Origin of the sequence: Nitratireductor aestuarii (assembly GCF_014641695.1) — a bacterium.
GTDB classification, from domain to species: domain Bacteria; phylum Pseudomonadota; class Alphaproteobacteria; order Rhizobiales; family Rhizobiaceae; genus Chelativorans; species Chelativorans aestuarii.
Window position 1 is genome coordinate 257,728 of record NZ_BMIF01000001.1, and the last position, 24,348, is coordinate 282,075.

Sequence of the window (24,348 nt, forward strand, 5' to 3'; positions counted from 1 at the left end):
GAATGGTGAATGGACCAGATGCCTGGAGCGATCCGCGACTATCGCGATCTCATCGTCTGGAAAGAGGCGATGGACATCGCCGAGCACGTCTATCTATTGACCCGCGCCTTTCCGCGCGAGGAACTATTCGGTATGACGTCGCAGATGCGCCGGTGTGCGGTTTCGATCCCGGCCAATATCGCGGAAGGTTTTGGGCGTGCTCAAAGGCGGAGCTTCATACAATTTCTGAGAATCGCGCAGGGCTCCCTCAAAGAGCTGGAGACACACGTAGTACTCTGCACGAGGATCGGCTTAATAGCGGAAGATCAGTCGCTACCTTTGGAAGCGCGCTGCACGACGTTGGGCAAGCGGCTGGTTACGTTCGTTCGCTCACTGGAGCAGGAGCGGGGGACACTTTGACCATTCACCATTCACCATTCACCATTCACTCTTGCCGCACAGGCTGGACCCATGGCTGAAACCTCTGTCCGCAATTTCAATATCAACTTCGGCCCTCAGCATCCGGCTGCGCACGGCGTTCTGCGTCTCGTGCTGGAGCTCGACGGCGAGGTTGTAGAGCGCGTCGATCCGCATATCGGTCTGCTGCACCGCGGCACCGAGAAGCTGATGGAATACAAGACCTATCTGCAGGCGCTGCCTTACCTCGACCGTCTCGACTATGTGGCTCCGATGAACCAGGAGCACGCATGGTGCCTGGCGATCGAGCGTCTGATCGGTCTTGAGGTTCCCAAGCGCGGCCAGCTGATCCGCGTCCTTTATTCCGAAATCGGCCGCATCCTGAACCACCTCCTCAACATCACCACGCAGGCCATGGACGTTGGCGCGCTCACGCCGCCGCTCTGGGGCTTCGAGGAACGTGAGAAGCTGATGGTGTTCTACGAGCGCGCTTCCGGCGCCCGTATGCACGCTGCCTACTTCCGCCCCGGTGGCGTCCATCAGGACCTTCCGGAGAAGCTGGTCGAGGACATCGGCAACTGGATCGATCCGTTCATGAAGACGGTTGACAATCTGGACTCTCTGCTCACCGAAAACCGCATCTTCAAGCAGCGTAACGCCGACATCGGCGTCGTCAGCCTTGAGGATTGCTGGGCCTGGGGCTTCTCGGGCGTGATGGTCCGTGGTTCTGGCGCTCCCTGGGATCTGCGCAAGAGCCAGCCCTACGAGTGCTACTCCGAGATGGATTTCGACATCCCGGTCGGCAAGAACGGCGACTGCTACGACCGCTATCTGATCCGCATGGAAGAGATGCGTCAGTCGGCCAGGATCATGCGCCAGTGCGTCGAACGTTTGCTCGGCACCGAGCGCACCGGTCCGGTTTCGGCCGTGGACGGCAAGGTTGTTCCGCCGAAGCGTGGTGCGATGAAGCGTTCGATGGAATCGCTGATCCATCACTTCAAGCTCTACACCGAAGGCTTCCGCGTTCCGGCCGGTGAGGTCTACGCGGCGGTTGAAGCGCCAAAGGGCGAGTTCGGCGTCTACCTGGTCTCGGACGGCACCAACAAGCCTTACCGCGTCAAGCTCCGTGCTCCGGGCTTTGCGCACCTGCAGGCAATGGACTTCCTTTGCCGTCATCATCTCCTTGCCGACGTTACTGCTGTGCTCGGTTCCCTCGATATCGTGTTTGGTGAGGTAGACAGGTAATGTCAGTCCGCCGTCTAGCCGACGAAGCTGTTCAGCCCGCAGCCTTCGCCTTCAACCAGGAAAACCTGGAATGGGCCCAGCGTACGATTGCGAAGTACCCGGAAGGGCGCGAGCAGTCGGCCGTTATCCCGCTTCTGATGCGTGCACAGGAGCAGGAAGGCTGGGTCACACGGGCGGCCATCGAGCACATCGCACAGATGCTTGGCATGCCGCTGATCCGCGTTCTTGAAGTCGCGACCTTCTATACTCAGTTCCAGCTGGCTCCGGTTGGCACCCGCGCCCACGTGCAGGTTTGCGGCACCACGCCCTGCATGCTGCGCGGAGCACGGGATCTGATGGAGGTCTGCCAGCACAAGATCCATCCCGAGCCGTTCCACCTCAACGAGGAAGGCACGCTCTCCTGGGAAGAAGTCGAGTGCCTTGGCGCCTGCGTCAACGCACCCATGATCATGATCTTCAAGGATACCTACGAGGATCTGACGCCCGAGCGTCTCGAAGAGATCATCGATGCGTTCGAGGCTGGCAAGGGTGACACGATCACCCCGGGACCGCAGATCGACCGCTTCACCTCGGCGCCTGCGGGCAAAGTCACCGCGCTCGCCAATGAAGCCGACGTGATTAAGGTCCAGAACGTCAGCCTCGGTGCTTCGCGTTCCAGCGCGCGTGCTGCGGCACCGATCAGCGCCAGCGAGGCGGGCCGTCCGCGCACCGACGCGATCGAGACCAATCCGGCCATCAAGTCACCGTCTCCGGTGAAGGTGAACGGCGCGACGGAAGCTGCTGCCAGTGTCGATGCTCCTGCCGAAAATCCGGTTCAGGCCGATCGCGTTTCCGAGGAAGTGGAAGGCTCCGTTCGCACTCGCGCGCACAGCGAAGCGCCGGTGACGGAACAGCCGGAGCTCCGTGCAGCTGAACTCAGCAAGGACGAGGTTGCCGAGATCGCCGCGCGCAACGACGACGACCGCCCGGTTGCGATTGCTCGTCCGGCTCAGCCTGACAATCTTCAGCTCATTTCCGGCATTGGACCGAAGTCCGAGGCCATCCTGAATGAGCTTGGCATCTACACCTACATGCAAATCGCAGCCTGGGGCCCGAAGGAACGGGCCTGGGTTGACCATCATCTGCGCTTCAGCGGTCGCATCGAGCGTGAGGACTGGGTGAAGCAGGCTGAAGCACTGGCACGTGGCGGCGAAGCCGAGTACGAGCGGGTGTTCGGCAAGAAGCCGCGCTAGGAGAGAGAGATGCTTCAGGACAAGGACCGCATCTTTACCAATATCTACGGCCGCTTCGACCGTTCGCTGCGCGGCGCGATGATGCGCGGACACTGGGATGGCACCAAGGCCATTCTGGAAAAGGGCAGGGACTGGATCATCGAGGAGATGAAGGCTTCCGGCCTTCGCGGACGTGGCGGCGCTGGCTTCCCGACCGGCCTCAAGTGGTCGTTCATGCCCAAGCAGAGCGACGGACGCCCGCACTACCTGGTCGTCAACGCCGACGAATCCGAGCCGGGCACCTGCAAGGACCGCGACATTCTCCGTCACGATCCGCACACGCTGATCGAGGGTTGCCTCATCGCCGGTTTCGCCATGGGCGCGCATCATGCGTTCATCTACGTTCGCGGTGAGTTCATCCGTGAGCGCGAGGCGCTGCAGGCCGCGATCGACGAGTGCTACGACGCCGGACTTCTCGGCAAGAACAACAAGCACGGCTACGATTTCGACATCGTCGTTCATCACGGCGCCGGCGCTTACATCTGCGGCGAAGAGACGGCCCTGATCGAGAGCCTTGAAGGCAAGAAGGGCCAGCCCCGCCTGAAGCCGCCGTTCCCGGCGAACATGGGTCTCTACGGCTGCCCGACGACGGTCAACAACGTTGAATCCATCGCCGTTGCCCCGACCATCCTGCGTCGCGGCGCTTCCTGGTTCTCGTCCTTCGGCCGCGACAACAACAAGGGCACGAAGCTGTTCATGGTCTCCGGTCACGTCAATACGCCGTGCACCGTTGAAGAGACCATGGGCATCACCTTCCGTGAACTGATCGAGACCCATGCAGGCGGCATCCGCGGCGGCTGGGACAACCTCCTGGCTGTGATCCCCGGCGGCGCATCCTGTCCGGTCGTTCCGGCAGCCGACATCATCGACTGCCCGATGGACTTCGACGGCCTTCGCGGCGTGAAGTCGTCGTTCGGTACGGCTGCCGTGATCGTCATGGACAAGTCCACCGACATCATCAAGGCGATCGCCCGCCTGTCGCAGTTCTTCAAGCACGAGAGCTGCGGCCAATGCACGCCGTGCCGTGAAGGCACAGGCTGGATGTGGCGCGTGATGGAGCGTCTCGTTCGTGGCGAGGCTCAGAAGCACGAGATCGACATGCTGCTCGACGTCACCAAGCAGATCGAGGGTCACACGATCTGCGCTCTGGGTGATGCTGCGGCTTGGCCGATCCAGGGCCTGATCCGGAATTTCCGTCCGGAGATCGAGCGCCGGATCGACGAGTTCTCGCGCAATGCGCACCGCGTCGAGCCGGTCATGGTCGCGGCGGAGTAAGTAGAATTATGGCTATAAAGCAAGCAGTTAGCGGACGGCGATAATGGCAAGGTTGAAGGTCGACGGTTTAGAGATCGAAGTTCCCGATCACTACACGCTGCTGCAGGCTGCGGAAGAAGCCGGCGCGGAAGTGCCTCGTTTCTGCTTCCATGAACGGCTGTCCATCGCGGGCAACTGCCGCATGTGCCTTGTCGAGGTGAAGGGTGGACCACCCAAGCCGCAGGCTTCCTGCGCCATGGGTGTTCGCGACCTGCGTCCCGGCCCGAACGGCGAGCTTCCGGAAGTCTTCACCAAGACGCCGATGGTCAAGAAGGCCCGCGAAGGCGTGATGGAGTTCCTGCTCATCAACCACCCGCTGGATTGCCCGATCTGCGACCAGGGCGGTGAGTGCGACCTGCAGGACCAGGCCATGGCCTATGGCGTCGACTCCTCGCGCTTCCACGAGAATAAGCGCGCAGTCGAAGACAAGTACATCGGACCGCTCGTCAAGACGATCATGAACCGCTGCATTCACTGCACGCGGTGCGTTCGCTTCACGACCGAGGTTGCCGGTATCTCCGAGCTTGGCCTGATCGGCCGTGGCGAGGACGCCGAGATCACCACGTATCTCGAAAACGCAATGACGTCCGAGCTGCAGGGCAACGTGATCGATCTTTGCCCGGTCGGTGCTCTGACCTCGCGTCCCTATGCCTTCCAGGCTCGTCCGTGGGAGCTCGGCAAGACCCAGTCCATCGACGTGATGGATGCGGTTGGCTCGGCGATCCGCGTTGATACGCGTGGCCGTGAAGTCATGCGCATCATGCCGATCACCAACGAGGCGGTGAACGAGGAGTGGATCTCCGACAAGACCCGCTTCATCTGGGACGGCCTGCGCACGCAGCGCCTTGACCGTCCGTACGTTCGCCGTGACGGCCGCCTGCAGCCGGCAACCTGGAACGAGGCTTTCGCAACCATCGCCGGCGCCGTGAAGCAGACCTCGGGCGACCGCATTGGCGCGATTGCTGGCGACCTCGCAAGCGTCGAGGAAATGTACGCCCTGATGAAGCTGATGTTCTCGCTGGGCTCAGTGAACATCGACTGCCGTCAGGATGGCACCAAGCTTCACCCGTCACTCGGCCGCGCAAGCTACATCTTCAACCCGACCATCGAAGGCATTGAAGACGCTGACGCGCTGCTGATCATCGGCGCAAATCCGCGTATCGAGGCTGCGGTGCTCAACGCCCGTATCCGCAAGCGCTGGCGCGCAGGTCCGTTCCCGATCGGTGTGATCGGCGAGGCGACCGAGCTGCGCTACGAATACACGAACCTCGGTGCAGGCGCGGATTCGCTCCAGGCGCTGATCGATGGCCGCAGCGACTTCCTGAACGTGCTGAAGACCGCGCAGCGTCCGATGATCATCATCGGGCAGGGCGCTCTCACCCGTGCAGACGGTCTGTCGGTTCTCGGCAACGCAGCCAAGCTCGCCTCTGCCGTAGGTGCTGTTTCTGACGAGTGGAACGGCTTCGCTGTCCTCCACACGGCGGCTTCCCGCGTCGGCGGTCTCGACCTCGGCTTCGTACCGGGCGAGGGCGGCAAGGATGTTGCCGGCATGATGGGCAACCTTGACGTGCTCTTCCTGCTCGGCGCCGACGAGCTCAACATGGACCGCATCGGCAACGCCTTCACGGTCTACATCGGTTCGCACGGCGACAACGGTGCTCACCGCGCCGACGTCATCCTGCCGGGTGCAGCCTACACCGAGAAGTCGGGCACCTATGTGAACACGGAAGGCCGCGTTCAGATGGGCAACCGCGCAGGCTTCGCTCCGGGCGACGCTCGCGAGGATTGGGCTATCATCCGTGCGCTGTCCGAAGTTCTGGGTCAGAAGCTGCCGTTCGACTCGCTTGCCCAGCTGCGCGCGAAGCTCTATGCGGACTACCCGCACTTTGCGGCTCTCGACGCGATTGCGCCGGGCGCGGCTGCGGAAGTGCAGGGCCTTGCGGCTTATGCCGGAGCGCTCGACAGCACCGCTTTCGTCTCGACGATCTCGGACTTCTACCTAACCAATGCGATAGCTCGCGCATCGGCAGTCATGGCTGAATGCTCTGCACTGGCGCGCGGCGAAATCAAACAGGCGGCTGAGTAGGTCAAACATGGAAGCCTTCCTTACTGATTATGTGGTTCCGGGGCTGATCATCCTGCTTCAGTCGGTACTGTTCCTCGTCATCCTTCTGGTTGGCCTGGCATACCTTCTCTATGCGGACCGCAAGATCTGGGCTGCCGTGCAGCTGCGTCGCGGCCCGAACGTCGTTGGTCCCTGGGGCCTTCTGCAGTCGTTCGCCGATCTTCTGAAGTTCGCCTTCAAGGAGCCGATCATTCCGTCGGGTGCGAACAAGGCCGTGTTCCTGCTCGCGCCGCTGGTCTCCGCCGTCCTCGCCATGTCGGCCTGGGCAGTTGTTCCGGTGAACCTTGGCTGGTCCATCGCCGACATTAACGTCGGTATCCTTTTCGTGCTCGCGATCTCCTCGCTTGAGGTCTACGGCGTGATCATGGGTGGCTGGGCTTCGAACTCGAAGTACCCGTTCCTTGGTGCACTTCGCTCTGCCGCACAGATGGTCTCTTACGAAGTCTCCATCGGCTTCGTCATCGTCACCGTGCTGCTGGTGGTCGGTTCGCTCAACCTGACCGACATCGTGCTTGCACAGCAGACGGGCCTCGGAACCATGGTCGGCTTGCCCAACTCGTTCCTCGACTGGCATTGGCTGGCGCTCTTCCCGATGTTCATCATCTTCTTCATCTCGGCTCTGGCCGAGACGAACCGCCCGCCCTTCGATCTGGTTGAAGCAGAGTCCGAGCTCGTTGCCGGTCACATGATCGAGTACTCCTCGACGCCGTTCCTGCTCTTCTTCCTTGGCGAGTACGTTGCGATCGTTCTGATGTGCGCGCTCACCACCATCCTCTTCCTGGGTGGATGGCTGCCGCCGTTCGACTTCGCGCCCTTCACCTGGGTGCCGGGTGTGGTGTGGTTCGTGCTGAAGGTTGTGTTCGTATTCTTCATGTTCGCACTGGTGAAGGCATTCGTGCCGCGCTACCGCTACGACCAGCTGATGCGTCTGGGCTGGAAGGTGTTCCTGCCGATCTCGCTCTTCATGGTCATCGCCACGGCGGCGTTCCTCAAGATCACGGGAATGGCATGAACATGAATGTGAACGTCCTTTCACAAGCTATTGTTTTCGTAGGGGAATGACGATGTCTGCTCTTGCACAGGCCGCCAAATCCTTGCTCCTCCAGGAGTTCTGGGGCGCCATCGTTCTGTCGATGAAGCAGTTCTTCGCGCCGAAGGCGACGTTGAACTACCCTTACGAGAAGGGCCCGATCTCGCCGCGCTTCCGTGGCGAGCATGCGCTGCGCCGTTATCCGAACGGCGAAGAGCGTTGCATCGCCTGCAAGCTCTGCGAAGCGATCTGCCCGGCTCAGGCGATCACGATCGAGGCTGGTCCGCGCCGCAATGACGGCACGCGCCGCACGGTCCGCTACGACATCGATATGGTGAAGTGCATCTACTGCGGTTTCTGCCAGGAGGCATGCCCGGTCGATGCAATCGTGGAAGGTCCGAACTTCGAGTTCGCGACCGAGACCCGCGAGGAACTCTACTATAACAAGGAACGGCTTCTCGCGAACGGCGACCGCTGGGAGCGTGAGCTGGCCCGCAATATCGCTTTGGATGCGCCTTACCGCTAACCGGGCAGGCGTACTTGTAATGTAAAACGGATGGGGCGCTGAGGCGCTCCGTCGCTATGACACAGGCAAAGCCGTCATGCGGACGGCAACGGCTCGGTCAAAATGGCTGCGCCGGGAAAGAATCGAGGGAATCGATGCTGACAGGACTAGGGGCGATCTTCTTCTACCTATTCGCCTTCGTTGCGGTCGCGGCGGCGTTCATGGTCATATCCGCGCGTAACCCGGTGCATTCGGTGCTCTTTCTCATTCTCACCTTCTTCAATGCGGCGGGTCTGTTCCTGCTGTCGGGAGCAGAGTTCCTCTCACTGATCCTGCTGATTGTTTATGTCGGCGCAGTGGCAGTGTTGTTCCTCTTCGTGGTGATGATGCTGGATGTGGACTTCGCCGAGCTGAAGCAGGGAGCGCTGCAGTACGCGCCGATCGGCGCGATGGTCGGTCTGATCCTTGCGGCCGAACTGATCATCGTTCTCGGCGGCTATGCTTTCGCTCCTGAGGTTGCTTCCAACATCAGCCAGCCGGTCCCGGCTGTTGCCGACCGCCACAACACGGCGGCTCTGGGTGACGTCCTCTACACCAACTACGTCTTTTTCTTTCAGATCGCGGGTCTGGTCCTCCTCGTAGCGATGATCGGCGCCATCGTCCTGACGCTCCGCCACAAGCCACGCGTCAAGCGCCAGAACATTGCGGAACAGGTGGCTCGCACCCCCGCAACCGCCATTGAGATCCGCAAAGTGGAAACCGGCGAGGGAATATAATCATGGAAGTCGGGATTGCACATTTTCTCACTGTCTCGGCGGTGCTGTTCACGCTCGGTGTCTTCGGCATCTTTCTGAACAGGAAGAACGTCATCATCATCCTGATGTCGATCGAGCTCATCCTGCTCGCGGTGAACATCAACTTTGTCGCGTTCTCTTCGGCCTTGGGTGACCTGGTCGGTCAGATCTTCGCACTTTTTGTACTCACAGTCGCCGCGGCCGAGGCCGCGATCGGCCTTGCAATCCTGGTGGTCTTCTTCCGGAACCGCGGTTCCATCGCTGTCGAAGACATCAACACGATGAAGGGCTGAAGAGGGGACTTTCATGTATCAGGCGATCGTATTCCTTCCTCTCGCGGGCTTTCTCATTGCCGGTCTCTTTGGCCGCGCCATCGGGGCGAGGGGATCGGAACTCATCACTTCCGGACTGCTGGTCGTTTCGGCCGTGCTCTCCTGGATTGCATTCTTTTCCGTAGCCCTTGGCGATCAGGAAGGCTTCACCGTACCGCTGCTGCAGTTTATCTCGTCGGGAAACCTCGACGTGAACTGGGCGCTCCGCATCGATACGCTGACGGCCGTGATGCTGGTCGTCGTGAACACGGTGTCCTCGCTGGTTCACATCTACTCAATCGGCTACATGCATCACGATCCGCAGCGTCCGCGCTTCTTCGCGTACCTGTCGCTGTTCACCTTTGCGATGCTGATGCTCGTAACCGCCGACAACCTGGTCCAGATGTTCTTCGGCTGGGAAGGCGTGGGTCTGGCGTCCTACCTGCTGATCGGTTTCTGGTACAAGAAGCCCTCCGCCAATGCCGCTTCGATGAAGGCCTTCATCGTCAACCGCGTTGGTGACTTCGGCTTCATCCTCGGCATCTTTGGCGTCTTCATGCTGTTCGGCTCGGTGAGCTTCGACACCATCTTCGCCAACACCCAGAATTACCTGCCGGGCACGCCTGAATCCGCCGAACCGGTTCTGACCTTCCTCGGCTACTCGCTGACGACGCACGCGGCGCTGACCATCGTCTGCCTGCTGCTCTTCGTCGGCGCCATGGGCAAGTCGGCGCAGGTTCCGCTTCACACCTGGCTGCCGGACGCCATGGAAGGCCCGACCCCTGTGTCGGCTCTGATCCACGCCGCTACGATGGTGACCGCCGGTGTCTTCATGGTCGCTCGTCTGTCGCCGATCTTCGAACTGGCGCCGACCGCTCTGATGATCGTGACCCTCGTCGGCGCTTTCACCGCGTTCTTTGCGGCGACCGTCGGTCTGGTCCAGAACGACATCAAGCGCGTCATCGCCTATTCGACCTGTTCTCAGCTGGGCTACATGTTCGTGGCGCTTGGCAGCGGCTTCTACGGTGCTGCAGTCTTCCATCTCTTCACGCACGCCTTCTTCAAGGCCCTGCTGTTCCTCGGTGCCGGTTCGGTGATCCACGCCGTTTCCGACGAGCAGGACATGCGCAAGATGGGTGGCCTGCGTAAGCTGATCCCGCAGACCTACTGGATGATGGTCATCGGCACCCTGGCGCTCACCGGCGTCGGTATCCCGGGGACGCTCATCGGTATGGCCGGCTTCTTCTCCAAGGATGCGGTGATCGAGGGTGCGTTTGCGGCTCACACGGCTGCTGGCCAGTTCGCCTTCGTGCTGCTCGTAATCGCAGCCGTCTTCACCAGCTTCTATTCATGGCGCCTGATCTTCATGACGTTCCACGGCAAGGCACGTGCTTCCGCCGACGTCATGCACCACGTTCATGAATCGCCGCTGGTCATGCTGGCTCCGCTCTACATTCTTGCATTCGGTGCGGTCTTCGCGGGCGTTGTCTTCAGCGAATACTTCATCGGTCATCACTTCACCGACTTCTGGAAGGGCGCTCTCTTCGTGCTCGAGGACAACCACATCCTGCACGACTTCCACAGCGTGCCGGTATGGGTGAAGTGGTCGCCGTTCGCCGCGATGCTGATCGGTCTGCTGGTCTCCTGGCACTTCTACATCCGTTCGCCGGAGAGCCCGAAGCAGCTTGCTGCCCGCAACCGGGGCCTCTACGCCTTCCTTCTCAACAAGTGGTACTTCGACGAGCTCTATGACTTCCTGTTCGTCCGTCCCGCGATGCGCCTCGGCCAGTTCCTCTGGAAGAAGGGCGACGGCATGGTCATCGACGGCTTCGGCCCGGATGGCATCTCGGCCCGCGTCGTGGACATCACCAACCGCGTTGTGAAGATGCAGACCGGTTACCTCTACCACTATGCCTTTGCGATGCTGATTGGCGTCGCAGCCCTTGTGACCTGGATGATGCTCGGGAGCTCGTTCTAAACCATGACCGATTGGCCCATTCTTTCCACGGTCACCTTCCTGCCACTGGTAGGTGCATTTCTCATCCTGCTGATCAGGGATGATGGCCAGAGCGCCGGCCGCAACATCCGCAATGTTGCGCTGCTGACGACGGTCTTCACCTTCGTTCTCTCGATCTTCATCTGGGCCGGCTTCGACTATTCGGTGCCGGGCTTCCAGATGGTCGAGAAGCACGAGTGGTTCGACGCCAACATCTCCTACCACATGGGTGTGGACGGCATCTCGATGCTGTTCGTGATCCTCAGCACGTTCCTGATGCCTTTCTGCATCCTGGCGAGCTGGGAGTCGGTTCAGCACCGCGTCAAGGAATACATGATCGCGTTCCTGATCCTGGAAACGTTCATGATCGGCGTGTTCTGCGCGCTGGATGTGGTTCTGTTCTACGTCTTCTTTGAAGCGAGCCTTCTGCCGATGTTCATCATCATCGGCGTCTGGGGTGGCAAGCGCCGCGTCTATGCAAGCTTCAAGTTCTTCCTCTACACGCTGGCTGGCTCCGTGCTGATGCTGCTCGCCATGATGGCGATGTACTGGCAGGCTGGTACGACCGACATCCCGACGCTGCTGACGCACGCTTTCCCGGCACACATGCAGTACTGGTTGTGGGTAGCCTTCTTTGCTTCCTTCGCGGTGAAGATGCCGATGTGGCCGGTGCACACCTGGCTGCCGGACGCACACGTGGAAGCACCGACGGCCGGCTCCGTGATCCTGGCGGCCATCCTGCTGAAGATGGGCGGCTACGGCTTCCTGCGCTTCTCGCTGCCGATGTTCCCGATCGCGTCCGCCGATCTTGCTCCTGTGGTCTTCACGCTCTCCGTTGTGGCGGTGATTTACACCTCGCTCGTGGCGCTGATGCAGACTGACATCAAGAAGCTGATCGCCTACTCGTCCGTTGCTCACATGGGCTTCGTGACCATGGGCATCTTCGCGATGAACGAGCAGGGCATCCAGGGCGCCATCTTCCAGATGCTGTCGCACGGTCTGGTCTCTGGTGCGCTGTTCCTCTGCGTGGGCGTGATCTACGATCGCATGCACACCCGTGATATTGCAGCCTACGGCGGCCTCGTGAACAACATGCCGAAATACGCGGTCGTGTTCATGATCTTCACCATGGCGAACGTCGGCCTTCCGGGCACCAGCGGCTTCGTCGGTGAGTTCCTGACGCTTCTGGCCGTCTATCAGGTGAACACCTGGATCGCGTTCTTCGCGGCCACGGGCATGATCCTCTCGGCAGCCTACGCACTTTGGCTCTACCGCCGGGTGATCTTCGGTGCGCTGACGAAGGAAAGCCTGAAGGTGCTGACGGATCTCTCCGTGCGTGAGAAGGCGATCCTGTACCCGCTGGTTGCGCTGGTGATCTTCTTCGGTGTGTATCCGAACGCCCTTATTGATGTGACGACGGCCTCAGTCGGATCGCTGATCGATCATCTGAGTGCCTCGCTCGACGCGGCCCAGGTGGCCGGAGCCAATTGAACGGAAGAGTGGATTCCATGACGTTTGATCTCACTTCGAGCTTGGCTCTTACACTGCCGGAGGTAGCACTCGCCGTAGGCGCGATGGTGCTCCTCATGGTCGGCGTATTCTCCGGCGAGCGGGCCAACAACACTGTGACCGGTCTGGCCGTGGCGCTGCTCTTTGCGGCCATCGCCTGGATTTTCGTCTTCCCGACGGAAGGCGAGGCCTTCGGCGGCGCTTTCGTGAACGACGGCTTCGCCCGCTTCATGAAGCTGCTGACGCTTGCTGGTTCTGCGATTACGCTTGTCATGTCGGTTGGCTTTGCACGGGCAGAGCGCTTCGACAAGTTCGAGTACCCGGTCCTGATCATCCTCTCGACCGTTGGCATGATGCTGATGGTGTCGGCGAACAACATGCTGACGCTGTACCTCGGCCTCGAACTCTCTTCGCTTGCCCTCTACGTCGTTGCCGCCATCAACCGCGACAGCGTTCGTGCGACGGAAGCTGGCCTCAAGTACTTCGTGCTGGGCTCGCTGGCTTCGGGCATGCTGCTCTACGGTATCTCGCTCGTCTACGGCTTCACCGGCCAGGTAGGCTTTGACGGTATCGCTGCAGCACTTGCTGACGGCCAGCGTCCGCTCGGCCTGATCTTCGGTCTGGTCTTCATCCTCGCAGGCATTGCCTTCAAGATCTCCGCCGTGCCGTTCCACATGTGGACGCCGGACGTCTACGAAGGTGCGCCGACGCCGGTCACCGCCTTCTTTGCCGCTGCGCCGAAGATGGCGGCCATGGCAATGCTCGTCCGCGTGACGATGGACACGTTCCGTCCGGTTGCCTCCGACTGGCAGCAGATCGTGGTGTTCATCTCCATTGCCTCGATGCTGCTCGGCGCGTTCGCCGCGATTGGCCAGCGCAACTTCAAGCGCCTGATGGCTTACTCGTCCATCGGTCACGTCGGCTTCGCACTCGTTGGTCTTGCCGCCAACTCGGAAGCAGGCGTTCGCGGCGTTGCGATCTACATGCTGATCTACCTGGTCATGACGCTCGGCACCTTCGCCTTCATCCTGGCGATGCGCCGCAATGACGAGAATGTCGAGCAGATCGATGATCTGGCTGGTCTCTCCAAGACCAACCCGGTCATGGCGGTGATCCTGACGCTGCTCATGTTCTCGCTGGCAGGCATCCCGTTCCTCGGCGGCTTCTTTGCCAAGTGGTACGTATTCCTGGCTGCAATGCAGTCTGGCCTCTTCACACTTGCCGTTATCGGCATGCTGGCTTCGGTCATCTCGGCCTACTACTACCTGCGCGTCATCAAGATCATGTGGTTCGATGAATCCGCCGGTGGGTTCCAGCCTATGGCTGGCGAACTGCGCCTGGTTCTGGGTCTGAGCGGCCTGTTCATCACCTTCTACGTGCTTTTCGCCGGTACGGTCGGCCAGCTCGCGGAAGCTGCTGCCCATAGCTTCTTCTAAGCAATGTTTGCCCTCGCGCCGACAGCACATTCAACCGGCTACCGGCTCGAGGCACACGACACTGTGACGTCGACAAACGCGCTCGCGCTGGAGCGGGCGCTTGAGGGCGATCCGGGAAATCTCTGGATCGTCTCGAAGCACCAGTCCGGCGGCCGTGGCAGGCGAGGGCGTGTCTGGGACACACCTTCCGGAAATCTGGCTGCGACCACCCTCGTGGTTGCCAGTATTCCCCCGGCTACTGCTGCAACGCTCGGCTTCGTGGCCGGGCTTTCGCTTTCTGATGCACTGGTTGCGACTGCTGGCAATCACCGTTTCGAGCTCAAGTGGCCGAACGATGTTCTGGCCGATGGAGCAAAGCTTTCCGGCATCCTGCTTGAATCGACCGTCTTTTCAGACGGGCGGCTCGCGGTTGCCGTGGGCATCGGTGTCAACATCGTCGCCCATCCAACCGATCTTCCCTATCCGGCAACGTCACTTGCCGCCCTCGGCAGCAAGGTCGACGCGGAAGGCTTGTTTTTTGCTCTGAGCGACGCGTGGATCGACAACATGCGGCTGTGGGATGAAGGCCGGGGGCTTCCGCGCATCCGCGAACGCTGGCTTGCTCGCGCCGCTGGTCTTGGCACTCGTGTCACCATAAGGGTAGACGGACGGGTCGCTTCGGGCATATTTGAAACCATTGATGATGCCTGCCGCTTTGTCATTCGCGAGGACGACAACAGTCTGGTGCACATTGCAGCTGGTGACGTGCATTTCGGTGCCGTGGCATCGGTCCGCGAGTAGAAAATCCCGAGAGGGTTTGAGAACAACGAGTTAAGAGTAGTTATTGATCGAGAGATTCAATAATCTGCTAACTATTTTAGCGAGAGGAAACGCGACGTGGCAGTAGGGCGCGAGGAGTTGGTATTTTGTCCTTTGGGGGGTGTCGGCGAAATCGGCATGAATCTGGCCCTTTACGGATATGGCCCGGCGGCCAACCGTAGCTGGCTTCTGGTCGATTGCGGTGTGACCTTCCCGGGACCAGACCTTCCGGGCGTCGATCTCGTCCTGCCGGACATCCGCTTCGTTCAGGAGCAGCTGCCGAACCTGAAGGGCATTGTCATCACCCATGCCCACGAGGACCACTACGGCGGTCTTCTGGACATCTGGCCGATGCTGAAGGCGCCGGTCTGGGCAACGCCGTTCACCGCCGGTCTGCTTGAAGCAAAGCGTGAAGGCGAGTGGAACGCGCCGGAGATCCCGGTGAACATCTTCCGCGCCGGCCAGACCTTCCAGATAGGGCCGTTCACGATCGAGGCCGTGGCGGTCAGCCACTCCATTCCAGAGCCGGTTTCGCTGGCGATCACCACGCCGCTCGGCAAGGTCATTCATACCGGTGACTGGAAGATTGATCCGGAACCTGTTCTTGGACCGAGCATCGATGAGGCTCGCTTCCGTGCGCTCGGCGACGAGGGTATTCTGGCGCTCGTCTGTGACTCCACCAACGCGATGCGTGAAGGGGACTCTCCGTCCGAACGCGCCGTCGGCAACGGTCTGCGTGAAGTGATCGAGCAGGCGTCGGGTCGCGTCGCGGTCACCACCTTTTCCTCAAACGTGGGTCGTATCCGGGCCATCGCTGAAGCTGCGCGCGATGCCGGTCGTTCAGTGCTCGTCCTTGGCCGTTCGCTTCAGCGCGTCATTGAAGTGAGTTCCGAGCTTGGCTACCTGGACGGCTTGCCACCCTTCGTACCGGAAGATCAGTTTGATCATATTCCGCGCGAGAACGTGGTGGTGCTCTGCACCGGCAGCCAGGGCGAGGCGCGCGCCGCCCTTGCCAAGCTTGCCCGTCAGGAAATGCGTAATGTCCGCCTCGCTCCCGGTGATACGGTCGTTTTCTCCTCTCGCGTGATCCCGGGCAACGAGAAGGCCATCATCACGATCAAGAACCAGCTCATCGAGCAGGGCGTGAAGATCATCGAAGACACGGATGCGCTCGTCCATGTGTCGGGCCATCCACGCCGCAATGAGCTGCGCAGGATGTATGAATGGGTGAGGCCGCAGGTTCTGGTGCCCGTGCACGGTGAAGCTGCCCATCTGGCAGCCCACGGCTCGCTCGGCGCCATGAGCGGCATCCCTGAAGTTGCCCAGGTCCGTGACGGCGAGATGCTTCGCCTCGCACCGGGACCGGTAGAGCTGATCGAGCGCGTGCCGTTCGGCAGAATCTACAAGGATGGCAAGGTGATAGGCAACGATGTTGAAGTAGGAGTGCGAGATCGCCGCAAGCTCGCCTTCGCCGGCCATGTGGCCGTCAACGTCGTGCTCGATGACCAGTACGAACTGGCTGGCGATCCGGATCTTGTCGCAGTCGGCGTGGCCGAAAAGGACGCAAGTGGCCGCCTGATTGAACAGGTGATGCTTGACGCAGCCATCGGTGCGATCCAGAGCATTCCGCGCAAGGGCAGGCGCAACCTCGATCTGGTTGCCGAGGCTGTACGCCGCTCGGTTCGGTCTTCTGCCAACGAAGTCTGGGGCAAGAAGCCGATCGTGACCGTGTTTGTGACGCAGTAACATTAGGGGGAATGATGCTGAAGAGGCTCAACCATGTGGCAATCGCTGTTACCGATCTGGAATCCGCAACCGCGAACTATCGCGACACGCTGGGTGCCAGGGTGTCGGAGCCTCAGGCATTGCCGGAGCACGGCGTCACCGTCGTGTTCGTAGAGCTCGATAACACCAAGATCGAGCTTCTGGAGCCGCTGGGCGAGGGCTCTCCCATCGCTGCTTTCCTGGAGAAGAACCCCTCGGGTGGATTGCACCACGTCTGCTACGAGGTCGAGGACATTCTTGCTGCTCGCGACCAGCTGAAGGCGAAGGGCGCCCGCGTACTGGGCGACGGCGAACCCAAGACTGGCGCCCACGGCAAGCCGGTGCTCTTCCTTCACCCGAAGGATTTCAACGGCACGTTGGTGGAACTGGAGCAGATCTGACGCTGCCCTGGATTACGCCGCTGTGACAGGGAACCGCTCCTGCCTGGGCTTTCATTCCCCGGCGGGATGGCGTAACAGGCGTTGGAAGCTGGTCCGCCTTTAAGCAATCCCTGACAGGGTCGTTCCTCAGGATCACCATGGCTGTCAGCCTGAATATCGTTTGGAGTGCACATGACCTGGGTATCGCTCGCCGCAGTCTACTTCATCCTTTGGTGGATCATGCTGTTTGTGGCGCTGCCGATCGGGCTGCGCACACAGGACGATGAGAAGGATGTCATCCTCGGAACGACTTCCAGCGCGCCTGCGGGCAAGCACATGCTGAAGGTGGTCATTCTGACGACGGTGTTTTCGGCCGTCGTCATGACCGTGATGCTGATCGTGACGCGCGTTCTGGGCTATTCCTTCGACGATATCCCGCGCCTGATCCCCGTATTTGGCGCAATAGGCGGCGGCCACCACTAGAGTTTCTGTGCGAGTCTGAACTGGTCCAGGCCTCTGCTCTCATGCCAAGCTTGTGAAAGCATTAGCTTGTGGGCACGAGCTTAAGCTCTGCAACCCCATAATCCTGAGACCCCAAACACTTCGTCTGGCTTCAACCAGGCGATTTCATTTTGCGCAAAAAAAAAGCAAGGCATGAAGCCTTGCAACTTAACGCGTCCGATCCTTACTCCGTCTCCCGACGGCGGCAGCGGGTCATCGCGCCAGGACCATATCCTCCCAAGACTTTTGACCGCGTAAATGAACTGGATTGTTACTCCATGTTCTTGTTATGTGGCATGCACTTTAGACCAAGTTTTCGTGCAATGTCACGATAAATTTTCGCGTCCGGCGACTTTGACAAAATACAGCCGTGAACGGCGGGCAACAGCCTTGGGGCAATTCATCCGCCCTTGAAGCCGCGGGTTTTCAAGCGGTCACGAAATGGCTAAGAAGCAATGCAAATCCAATAGTCGCGGAGATGATTCCGCGCTTCCTCTCGTGCTGGACTGACAAATGCGACTGTCGCGCTACTTTTTGCCCATATTGAAGGAAAATCCCCGTGAAGCGGAGATCGTGTCTCACCGCATGATGCTCCGTGCTGGCATGCTGCGCCAGCAGGCTGCGGGCAGCTTCACCTGGCTTCCGCTGGGCAAGCGAGTGCTGGACAAGGTCTGCCAGATCATCCGCGAGGAGCAGAACCGCGCCGGCGCTCAGGAAATCCTGATGCCGACCATCCAGTCGGCTGATCTGTGGCGCGAAAGCGGCCGTTACGACGACTACGGCAAGGAGATGCTCCGCATCAAGGACCGTCACGAGCGCGACATGCTTTACGGTCCGACCAACGAGGAAATGGTCACCGACATTTTCCGGTCGTACGTTAAGTCCTATCGCGATCTGCCGCTGAACCTCTACCACATCCAGTGGAAGTTCCGCGATGAAGTGCGTCCTCGCTTCGGCGTGATGCGCTCGCGCGAATTCCTCATGAAGGACGCCTATTCGTTCGACCTCGATTACGAGGGCGCCAGGGCGGCCTACAACCGCATGTTCGTGGCTTACTTGCGCACCTTCACCCGCATGGGCCTGAAGGCGATCCCGATGCGCGCTGACACGGGCCCCATCGGCGGCGACCTGAGCCATGAGTTCATCATCCTCGCTTCCACCGGCGAAAGCGCTGTGTTCTGCGAGAAGAAGTTCCTTGATCTTCCCGTGCCTTCGGCGGACGTCGACTTCAACAACGATGCCGAGATCGCCGGCATTGTTACGGAATGGACGACGCCCTACGCGGCCACCGAAGAAATGCACCAGGAGGACGACTGGTCTTCCGTGCCGGAGGACAGCCGCCTTTCCGCCCGTGGCATCGAGGTTGGCCATATTTTCCACTTCGGCACCAAGTATTCCGCGCCCATGAAGGCTGCTGTGACGGGACCGGACGGCAAGGAACAGCTCGTTTCCATGGGCTCCTACGGCATCGGTCCGTCTCGTCTGATCGCTGCGATCATCGAGGCGAGCCATGACGATAACGGCATCATCTGGCCGGAGGCTGTCGCGCCGTTCCATGTGGCCCTTATCAACATGAAGGCTGGCGACGCTGCCTGCGATGCCGCCTGCGAAGAGCTCTACAGCAAACTCTGGGCTGCTGGCGTCGAGGTTCTCTACGACGACACCGACCAGCGCGCCGGCGCGAAGTTCGCGACCGCCGATCTCATCGGTCTGCCCTGGCAGATCATCGTCGGTCCGCGCGGCATCGCTGCCGGTGAGGTCGAGCTCAAGAACCGCGCCACCGGCGAGCGCGAAAACTTGGCACTGAAGGACGTTCTGGAAAGGTTCGGCACCAACTCATGAGTGAAAAAGGAGCCAGGGCGGCGGGGGCGGGACCTTTCTCGTATTTCGAGCGTCTTGTGGCATGGCGTTACCTGCGCTCACGCCGCAAGGAGGCTGCGGTCTCCGTAATCTCTGCAATCTCATTCATCGGCATCATGCTCGGCGTCGCGACGCTGATCGTGGTGATGGCCGTCATGAATGGATTTCGGACTGAGCTCCTGACACGCATGCTGGGCATCGAGGGGCACATGTCCGTGATGCCCATCGACATGCCGCTGAACGACTATGAAGTACTGTCGACGCGACTGAGCGGCGTGCCGGGCGTTCGCCTCGCCGTTCCCATGGTGCAGGGACAGGTGCTGGCTTCCGGGCCTCGCGGCGCGGGTTCCGGCGCCATTGTTCGCGGCCTGCGTGCCGAGGACATCGCCAAGCTCTCCATGGGCCAGAACATTCGCCAGGGGTCGCTCGAAAACTTCGACACGGGCGAGGGGATCCTGATCGGTTCTCGCATGGCCCAGCGCTTGGGCGTGAGCATTGGCGACAACGTCACGCTCTTCTCGCCGGAGGGCGACATCACCCCCTTCGGTGTGACGCCGCGCGTCAAGGCCTATCCGATCAAGGGCGTCTTCGAGGTTGGCATTTCCGAATACGATGCAAGCTTCGTCTTCATGGCGATCAGCGAGGCCCAGCTCTTCTTCAATGTCGAGGGGTTGGCGCAGCAGATCGAGGTCTTCGTCGACAATCCAGACAATATCGCCAGCTTCTATCCGCTGATCGAAGATGCCGCGCAGCGCCCGGTACAGCTCACCGACTGGCGCCAGCGCAATCAGGTGTTCTTCTCCGCGCTGGAAGTGGAGCGCAACGTGATGTTCATGATCCTGACGATGATCGTGCTCGTCGCCGCGCTGAACATCATTTCCGGCATGATCATGCTGGTGAAGGACAAGGGGCACGACATAGCCATCCTGCGTACCATGGGCGCGACGAGCGGGGCGATCATGCGCATCTTCATGATGGCGGGCGCGTCGATCGGCGTGGCGGGCACCTTCGCCGGCCTGATCCTCGGCACGCTCCTCTGTCTCAACGTGGAATCGATCCGTCAGTTCTTCTCGTGGGTATCGGGCACCACCATCTTCAATCCGGAGATCTACTTCCTCAGCAAGCTTCCGGCCGACATGGAATCGGGCGAAACCATTGCGGTCGTGCTTATCGCGCTCGCTCTGTCGTTCCTGGCGACGCTGTTCCCCGCCTGGCGCGCTGCACGTCTCGATCCCGTTGATGCTCTGAGATACGAATAATCATGGCTGAAGGCATCCTCGAACTGAAGTCGATCAACCGGCGCTATGTGCAGGGGTCGAAAGAGCTCGTCATCCTGAACAACGCGAACTTCACGTTGAAGCGCGGCGAGATGGTGGCACTTGTGGCTCCATCCGGCACCGGCAAGTCGACGATGCTGCACATCGCTGGCCTGCTCGAGTATCCCGACGGCGGGGACGTGATCATCAACGGACAGCCCTGCGCCGGCCTCTCGGATGACCGCCGCACGGAAATCCGCCGCCGCGACATCGGCTTCGTCTACCAGTTCCATCACCTCCTGCCGGAATTCACCGCGCTCGAAAACGTGATGATGCCGCAGCTGATCTCCGGCCTCGCACCCGCCGAGGCGAAAGAGCGGGCGGAGCAGCTCCTCAACTACATGAAGGTGGGCAAGCGGGCCGAACACCGCCCCGCCGAGCTTTCCGGCGGTGAACAGCAGCGTGTCGCCATTGCGCGCGCCGTGGCGAACGCCCCGCTGGTGCTGCTGGCGGACGAGCCGACCGGTAACCTCGATCCAGGCACCGCGCACTACGTCTTCGACGCACTGGAAGCGCTGGTGCGCCATTCCGGCCTCGCAGCCCTGATCGCAACCCATAACGCAGAGCTGGCAGCCCGCATGGACCGCCGCGTCACTCTGCGCGACGGCAAGATCGTCGATCTCGACGCGACGCTCGCCAAGTCATCTCGCTAGCGTACGGGCTTCCGTCCGGAATTGCGCTCAAACAGAGACCTGGATCCTTTCGGCGTTTCTGGCAACGCTGAAATGATCTGGGCCGATTTTACCCGGTTTCCAACGACCCGTTCGCCCGCGTTGCCTGGGCGACGGGCGTGCTCGCATCGGGCCGCACCACCCTTCGCCTCAGGTCTCGTTACCCCTCATGATGTGCTACGCGGCCCGCTGCTGTACGGGCAGCGCCTGTCTGTCCGAGCAGGCCCACATCGCGGAGCATGAGCTCCCTCGAGATTTATCGCGCTAAGGTTTTCTTAATCATTGATCCAGGTTGAAGCCCGCGAGAATCGGATCTTCCACTTTCGTGTTGACGTGAACAAAATCAGAACATACGATGTCCATATAGAGATCAGCACATAGTTCTTAGGAGGAACCCGATGACTGACTTTGTTCGTGACCTGGCTTCGCTGCTTGCTGTGAGCTCGTTTGTTATTGCTGCGACGTCCTGGATCAGCATTTTTCACTGATCGAACTCCGATTTTTTGGTGCATGCGAATTCCGTTGGAAATGAGCGGATGCTGCTGGTCGGGCGGGGTGGGAGCCCCGTCGTCTCGGTTGAGACGTGCTTCTGGATGAAGGGCAGCCCCTCGCTCACGCAGAGCTTGTCGAAGCATGAGCAGTCGAAGCGTGAGCTGTCGAAGCATGTGCTCTTTGAAGAGTGAGATCATAAGCGTCAGCCTGCCGAGGTGTGAGCCTGCTCAGGCATGAGCTGCTGTCGCACACGGCTGCGGAAGCGTTACGGCCCGGATGCTGGAGGACGTTCCTGATGAACAGGGAATGATCCTCAGCTAATCACGGAAAACTGACTGAAGGTCATTTCGGGGCAGATGGCTGTGCTGTTGGATCTACGTCTAGCAGGCGACAAAGGCGGGCGACGGATTGCGCGAGGCTGGGCGTGCTCCGCGCTGAACGCTGCCATGGAGCGTTCCAGACTGCACCGTTGAGTCGCATTGACGGGGCAATGGCTCATGCTGATGCGAGTGATTCGCGAGCTCAGGCGCGAATTTGGGTCATTGGAACCATCGTGATCTCCTTTACACGTAAAGGAGAATCATAATTACAGGGCATTAAGGCGGATTGGGCTTGTACCCGCCGTATTGCCAGAATATATAGCACCCGCCGTGAAGCAGTGGGGTTGTTTATGTCCGATCTCGTCGACGCTGACTACGTGCCCTCTGAGGACGAACCCTTCATGAATGAGCGCCAGCGGGCCTATTTCCGCCGGAAGCTCATAAAGTGGAAGGACGACATCCTTAAAGAAGCGCGTGAGACGCTAGAGGTGCTTCAAAAAGAAAGCGCCAACCATCCTGATCTTGCCGATAGGGCTTCTTCGGAGACCGATCGCGCTATTGAACTCAGAGCACGTGACCGCCAAAGAAAGCTCATTGCGAAAATCGATGCTGCATTGCAACGGTTGGAGGAGGGGACCTATGGCTATTGTGAAGAAACCGGCGAACCTATCTCGCTGAAACGTCTCGATGCGCGTCCGATCGCGACGCTTTCAATCGAGGCACAAGAGCGCCACGAGCGCCGTGAAAAAGTCTACCGCGACGAATAGCGGAAATTCCTGACAATAATTAGCCCGGTGAGGCATGGCTTCACCGGGTTTTTATTTGGGCAATCTTCCCCCGCCAGTATTTCTTCTTTGAACAAGCTGCCTGGTCTGCATCATTTCCTCGGGAACATTGATACCCCGTGTGGCAAGGCGCGTCGTTCTCCAAAGCTGGACCAGAAGCGGCCCCTAGGACCAATTCATGTCTTCGGCTAATCCGGGGTGGCGAGCTCTAGCGGATCATCATTGAACCCAGAAAATTTCGGGCTGCGGCTCACCACCTGAGACCATTTCGAGCAGTTCTCGCGATACCTTCCAAGTCACCCGATCAGTCGGGCAAGCTGGTGAACCTCGTCAGACGCCTGGGATAGCGCTCCTGGTTTGCCCGATCTTTGAGACCACTGGGCAATGCTCAACAGCTCCAACGCCCCGCGCCATTGACATCCAAAGGGCTATCGAAAACATTGCGCCGAGGGGAGGATTTCCTGAAATGCCGGCAGTCTTCCGGCTGCCCGGGGGAGCCTTGCTAGGGCAAATTGTCATCGGAGTATATTACATGCGTAAGCTTCTCGTTCTCGCAGCGGCCAGCCTTCTCATGTCCGGCAGCGCGATCGCGCATTCGGCAAAGGTAGCCGTGACCGCCATCGTTGAACATCCTTCGCTCGACGCCGTTCGCGATGGCGTTCGCGATGGCCTGGAGAAGGCCGGCTACAAGGTGGGGGAAAACCTTGAGTTCATCTACGAATCCGCACAGGGCAACCCGGCCACGGCTGCCCAGATCGCGCGCGAATTCGCGGGAAGCTCGCCGGATGTGATCGTGCCGATTGCTACTCCGTCCGCACAGGCCGCAGCCGGTGCGACGCGCACCATTCCGATCGTCTTCTCCGCCGTGACCGACCCGGTCGCCGCTGGCCTCGTTGCAACGAACGAAGCGCCTGGCGCAAACGTCACCGGCGTCTCCGATCTGACGCCTGTTGCCGACCACATCGCGCTCATCAAGGAGATCGTTCCGGACGTGAAGGCCGTCGGCTTCGTCTACAACCCGGGTGAGGCAAACTCCGTCGCGCTTCTCGACATGTTCAAGAAGGCAGCCGAGGAGCAGGGGCTCACCGTCGTGGAAGCCATGGCGAACCGTACGGCTGACGTGCAGAACGCCGCCCGCAGCCTGGTAGGCAAGGCTCAGGCCATGTATGTCCCGACCGACAACACCGTCGTTTCGGCATTCGAAGCCATCGTCGGCGTTGCCGATGAGAACGACCTGCCGCTGATCTCCGGAGACACGGATTCGGTTGGCCGTGGCGCTATCGCAGCCGTAGGCTTCGACTATTACCAGGTTGGCCTGCAGACTGCTGACGTGGTCCTGCGCGTTCTGAAAGGCGAGAAGGCGGGCGAGATCCCCGTCACCTTCGCCAGCGGTTCCGACCTTGTCGTCAACAAGAAGGCAGCAGAAGCTCAGGGCGTGACTCTGCCGGACGCCGTCGTTGAGCGCGCAAGCAAGGTCATTGAATAGTATTTTGGCCGCTCCGCCCCGGCGGAGCGGCACTTTTTCTCAC

General features: G+C 60.4%; 22 protein-coding genes. All 22 read left to right on the forward strand.

All coding sequences use genetic code 11. From position 1 onward, the window contains the following. The first annotated feature begins 9 nt into the window (after window positions 1–9). The 22 genes from IEX27_RS01345 (at window position 10) to IEX27_RS01450 (ending at window position 24,305) form a co-directional block, all read left to right on the forward strand. Window positions 10–399 carry a four helix bundle protein gene (locus IEX27_RS01345; RefSeq protein WP_188719125.1) on the forward strand — a complete coding sequence of 130 codons (390 nt, stop codon included), beginning with the start codon at window positions 10–12 and terminating at the stop codon, window positions 397–399. Window positions 400–450: 51 nt separating this feature from the next. Next, window positions 451–1,641 (forward strand): NADH-quinone oxidoreductase subunit D, encoded by a 1,191-nt coding sequence (locus tag IEX27_RS01350; protein WP_188719126.1) that lies wholly within the window; start codon window positions 451–453, stop codon window positions 1,639–1,641. After that, window positions 1,641–2,873 carry an NADH-quinone oxidoreductase subunit E gene (locus tag IEX27_RS01355; protein WP_188719127.1) on the forward strand — a complete coding sequence of 411 codons (1,233 nt, stop codon included), beginning with the start codon at window positions 1,641–1,643 and terminating at the stop codon, window positions 2,871–2,873. The genes IEX27_RS01350 and IEX27_RS01355 overlap by 1 nt, the downstream gene beginning before the upstream one ends. Before the next feature lie 9 nt (window positions 2,874–2,882). Further along, window positions 2,883–4,187, forward strand: a complete 1,305-nt coding sequence (gene nuoF, locus IEX27_RS01360; RefSeq protein ID WP_188719128.1) for an NADH-quinone oxidoreductase subunit NuoF — start codon at window positions 2,883–2,885, stop codon at window positions 4,185–4,187. Between the two features lie 43 nt (window positions 4,188–4,230). Beyond that, window positions 4,231–6,312 (forward strand): NADH-quinone oxidoreductase subunit NuoG, encoded by a 2,082-nt coding sequence (gene nuoG / locus IEX27_RS01365; protein ID WP_188719129.1) that lies wholly within the window; start codon window positions 4,231–4,233, stop codon window positions 6,310–6,312. A 7-nt stretch (window positions 6,313–6,319) separates the two neighbouring features. Further along, window positions 6,320–7,363, forward strand: a complete 1,044-nt coding sequence (nuoH, locus tag IEX27_RS01370) for an NADH-quinone oxidoreductase subunit NuoH (protein ID WP_188719130.1) — start codon at window positions 6,320–6,322, stop codon at window positions 7,361–7,363. 52 nt (window positions 7,364–7,415) lie between these two features. Next, window positions 7,416–7,907, forward strand: coding sequence for an NADH-quinone oxidoreductase subunit NuoI (nuoI, locus tag IEX27_RS01375; RefSeq protein ID WP_188719131.1), 492 nt, complete (start codon window positions 7,416–7,418; stop codon window positions 7,905–7,907). Between the two features lie 134 nt (window positions 7,908–8,041). After that, window positions 8,042–8,662, forward strand: a complete 621-nt coding sequence (locus tag IEX27_RS01380) for an NADH-quinone oxidoreductase subunit J (protein WP_188719132.1) — start codon at window positions 8,042–8,044, stop codon at window positions 8,660–8,662. Between the two features lie 2 nt (window positions 8,663–8,664). After that, on the forward strand, window positions 8,665–8,973 hold the full coding sequence (gene nuoK / locus IEX27_RS01385) for an NADH-quinone oxidoreductase subunit NuoK (protein WP_188719133.1): 309 nt from the start codon (window positions 8,665–8,667) through the stop codon (window positions 8,971–8,973). 13 nt (window positions 8,974–8,986) lie between these two features. Further along, window positions 8,987–10,969: an NADH-quinone oxidoreductase subunit L gene (gene nuoL / locus IEX27_RS01390; protein WP_188719134.1), complete on the forward strand. Its 1,983-nt coding sequence runs from the start codon at window positions 8,987–8,989 to the stop codon at window positions 10,967–10,969. Window positions 10,970–10,972: 3 nt separating this feature from the next. Next, the gene (locus IEX27_RS01395) at window positions 10,973–12,478 is read left to right on the forward strand and encodes an NADH-quinone oxidoreductase subunit M (protein ID WP_188719135.1); all 1,506 of its coding nucleotides are present in this window, start codon (window positions 10,973–10,975) and stop codon (window positions 12,476–12,478) included. 17 nt (window positions 12,479–12,495) lie between these two features. Next, window positions 12,496–13,932, forward strand: coding sequence for an NADH-quinone oxidoreductase subunit NuoN (gene nuoN / locus IEX27_RS01400; protein ID WP_188719136.1), 1,437 nt, complete (start codon window positions 12,496–12,498; stop codon window positions 13,930–13,932). Between the two features lie 3 nt (window positions 13,933–13,935). After that, the gene (locus IEX27_RS01405; RefSeq protein WP_188719137.1) at window positions 13,936–14,712 is read left to right on the forward strand and encodes a biotin--[acetyl-CoA-carboxylase] ligase; all 777 of its coding nucleotides are present in this window, start codon (window positions 13,936–13,938) and stop codon (window positions 14,710–14,712) included. A gap of 156 nt (window positions 14,713–14,868) precedes the next feature. Continuing rightward, window positions 14,869–16,476 (forward strand): ribonuclease J, encoded by a 1,608-nt coding sequence (locus IEX27_RS01410; RefSeq protein WP_188719138.1) that lies wholly within the window; start codon window positions 14,869–14,871, stop codon window positions 16,474–16,476. Between the two features lie 14 nt (window positions 16,477–16,490). After that, a complete protein-coding gene (gene mce, locus IEX27_RS01415; RefSeq protein ID WP_188719139.1) occupies window positions 16,491–16,895 on the forward strand; it encodes a methylmalonyl-CoA epimerase in 405 nt (134 codons plus the stop codon). Window positions 16,896–17,066: 171 nt separating this feature from the next. Continuing rightward, complete coding sequence (locus tag IEX27_RS01420; protein ID WP_188719140.1) at window positions 17,067–17,357, forward strand: DUF1467 family protein; 291 nt, start codon at window positions 17,067–17,069, stop codon at window positions 17,355–17,357. A 531-nt stretch (window positions 17,358–17,888) separates the two neighbouring features. Continuing rightward, window positions 17,889–19,217 (forward strand): proline--tRNA ligase, encoded by a 1,329-nt coding sequence (proS, locus tag IEX27_RS01425; RefSeq protein WP_188719141.1) that lies wholly within the window; start codon window positions 17,889–17,891, stop codon window positions 19,215–19,217. Next, window positions 19,214–20,494 carry a lipoprotein-releasing ABC transporter permease subunit gene (locus tag IEX27_RS01430; RefSeq protein WP_188719142.1) on the forward strand — a complete coding sequence of 427 codons (1,281 nt, stop codon included), beginning with the start codon at window positions 19,214–19,216 and terminating at the stop codon, window positions 20,492–20,494. The genes proS and IEX27_RS01430 overlap by 4 nt, the downstream gene beginning before the upstream one ends. Before the next feature lie 2 nt (window positions 20,495–20,496). Then, window positions 20,497–21,204, forward strand: coding sequence for an ABC transporter ATP-binding protein (locus tag IEX27_RS01435; RefSeq protein WP_188719143.1), 708 nt, complete (start codon window positions 20,497–20,499; stop codon window positions 21,202–21,204). Between the two features lie 554 nt (window positions 21,205–21,758). After that, a complete protein-coding gene (locus IEX27_RS01440; protein WP_188719144.1) occupies window positions 21,759–21,905 on the forward strand; it encodes a hypothetical protein in 147 nt (48 codons plus the stop codon). 479 nt (window positions 21,906–22,384) lie between these two features. Further along, complete coding sequence (dksA, locus tag IEX27_RS01445) at window positions 22,385–22,801, forward strand: RNA polymerase-binding protein DksA (protein WP_188719145.1); 417 nt, start codon at window positions 22,385–22,387, stop codon at window positions 22,799–22,801. Window positions 22,802–23,351: 550 nt separating this feature from the next. After that, the gene (locus tag IEX27_RS01450) at window positions 23,352–24,305 is read left to right on the forward strand and encodes an ABC transporter substrate-binding protein (RefSeq protein ID WP_188719146.1); all 954 of its coding nucleotides are present in this window, start codon (window positions 23,352–23,354) and stop codon (window positions 24,303–24,305) included. Window positions 24,306–24,348: the final 43 nt, after the last annotated feature.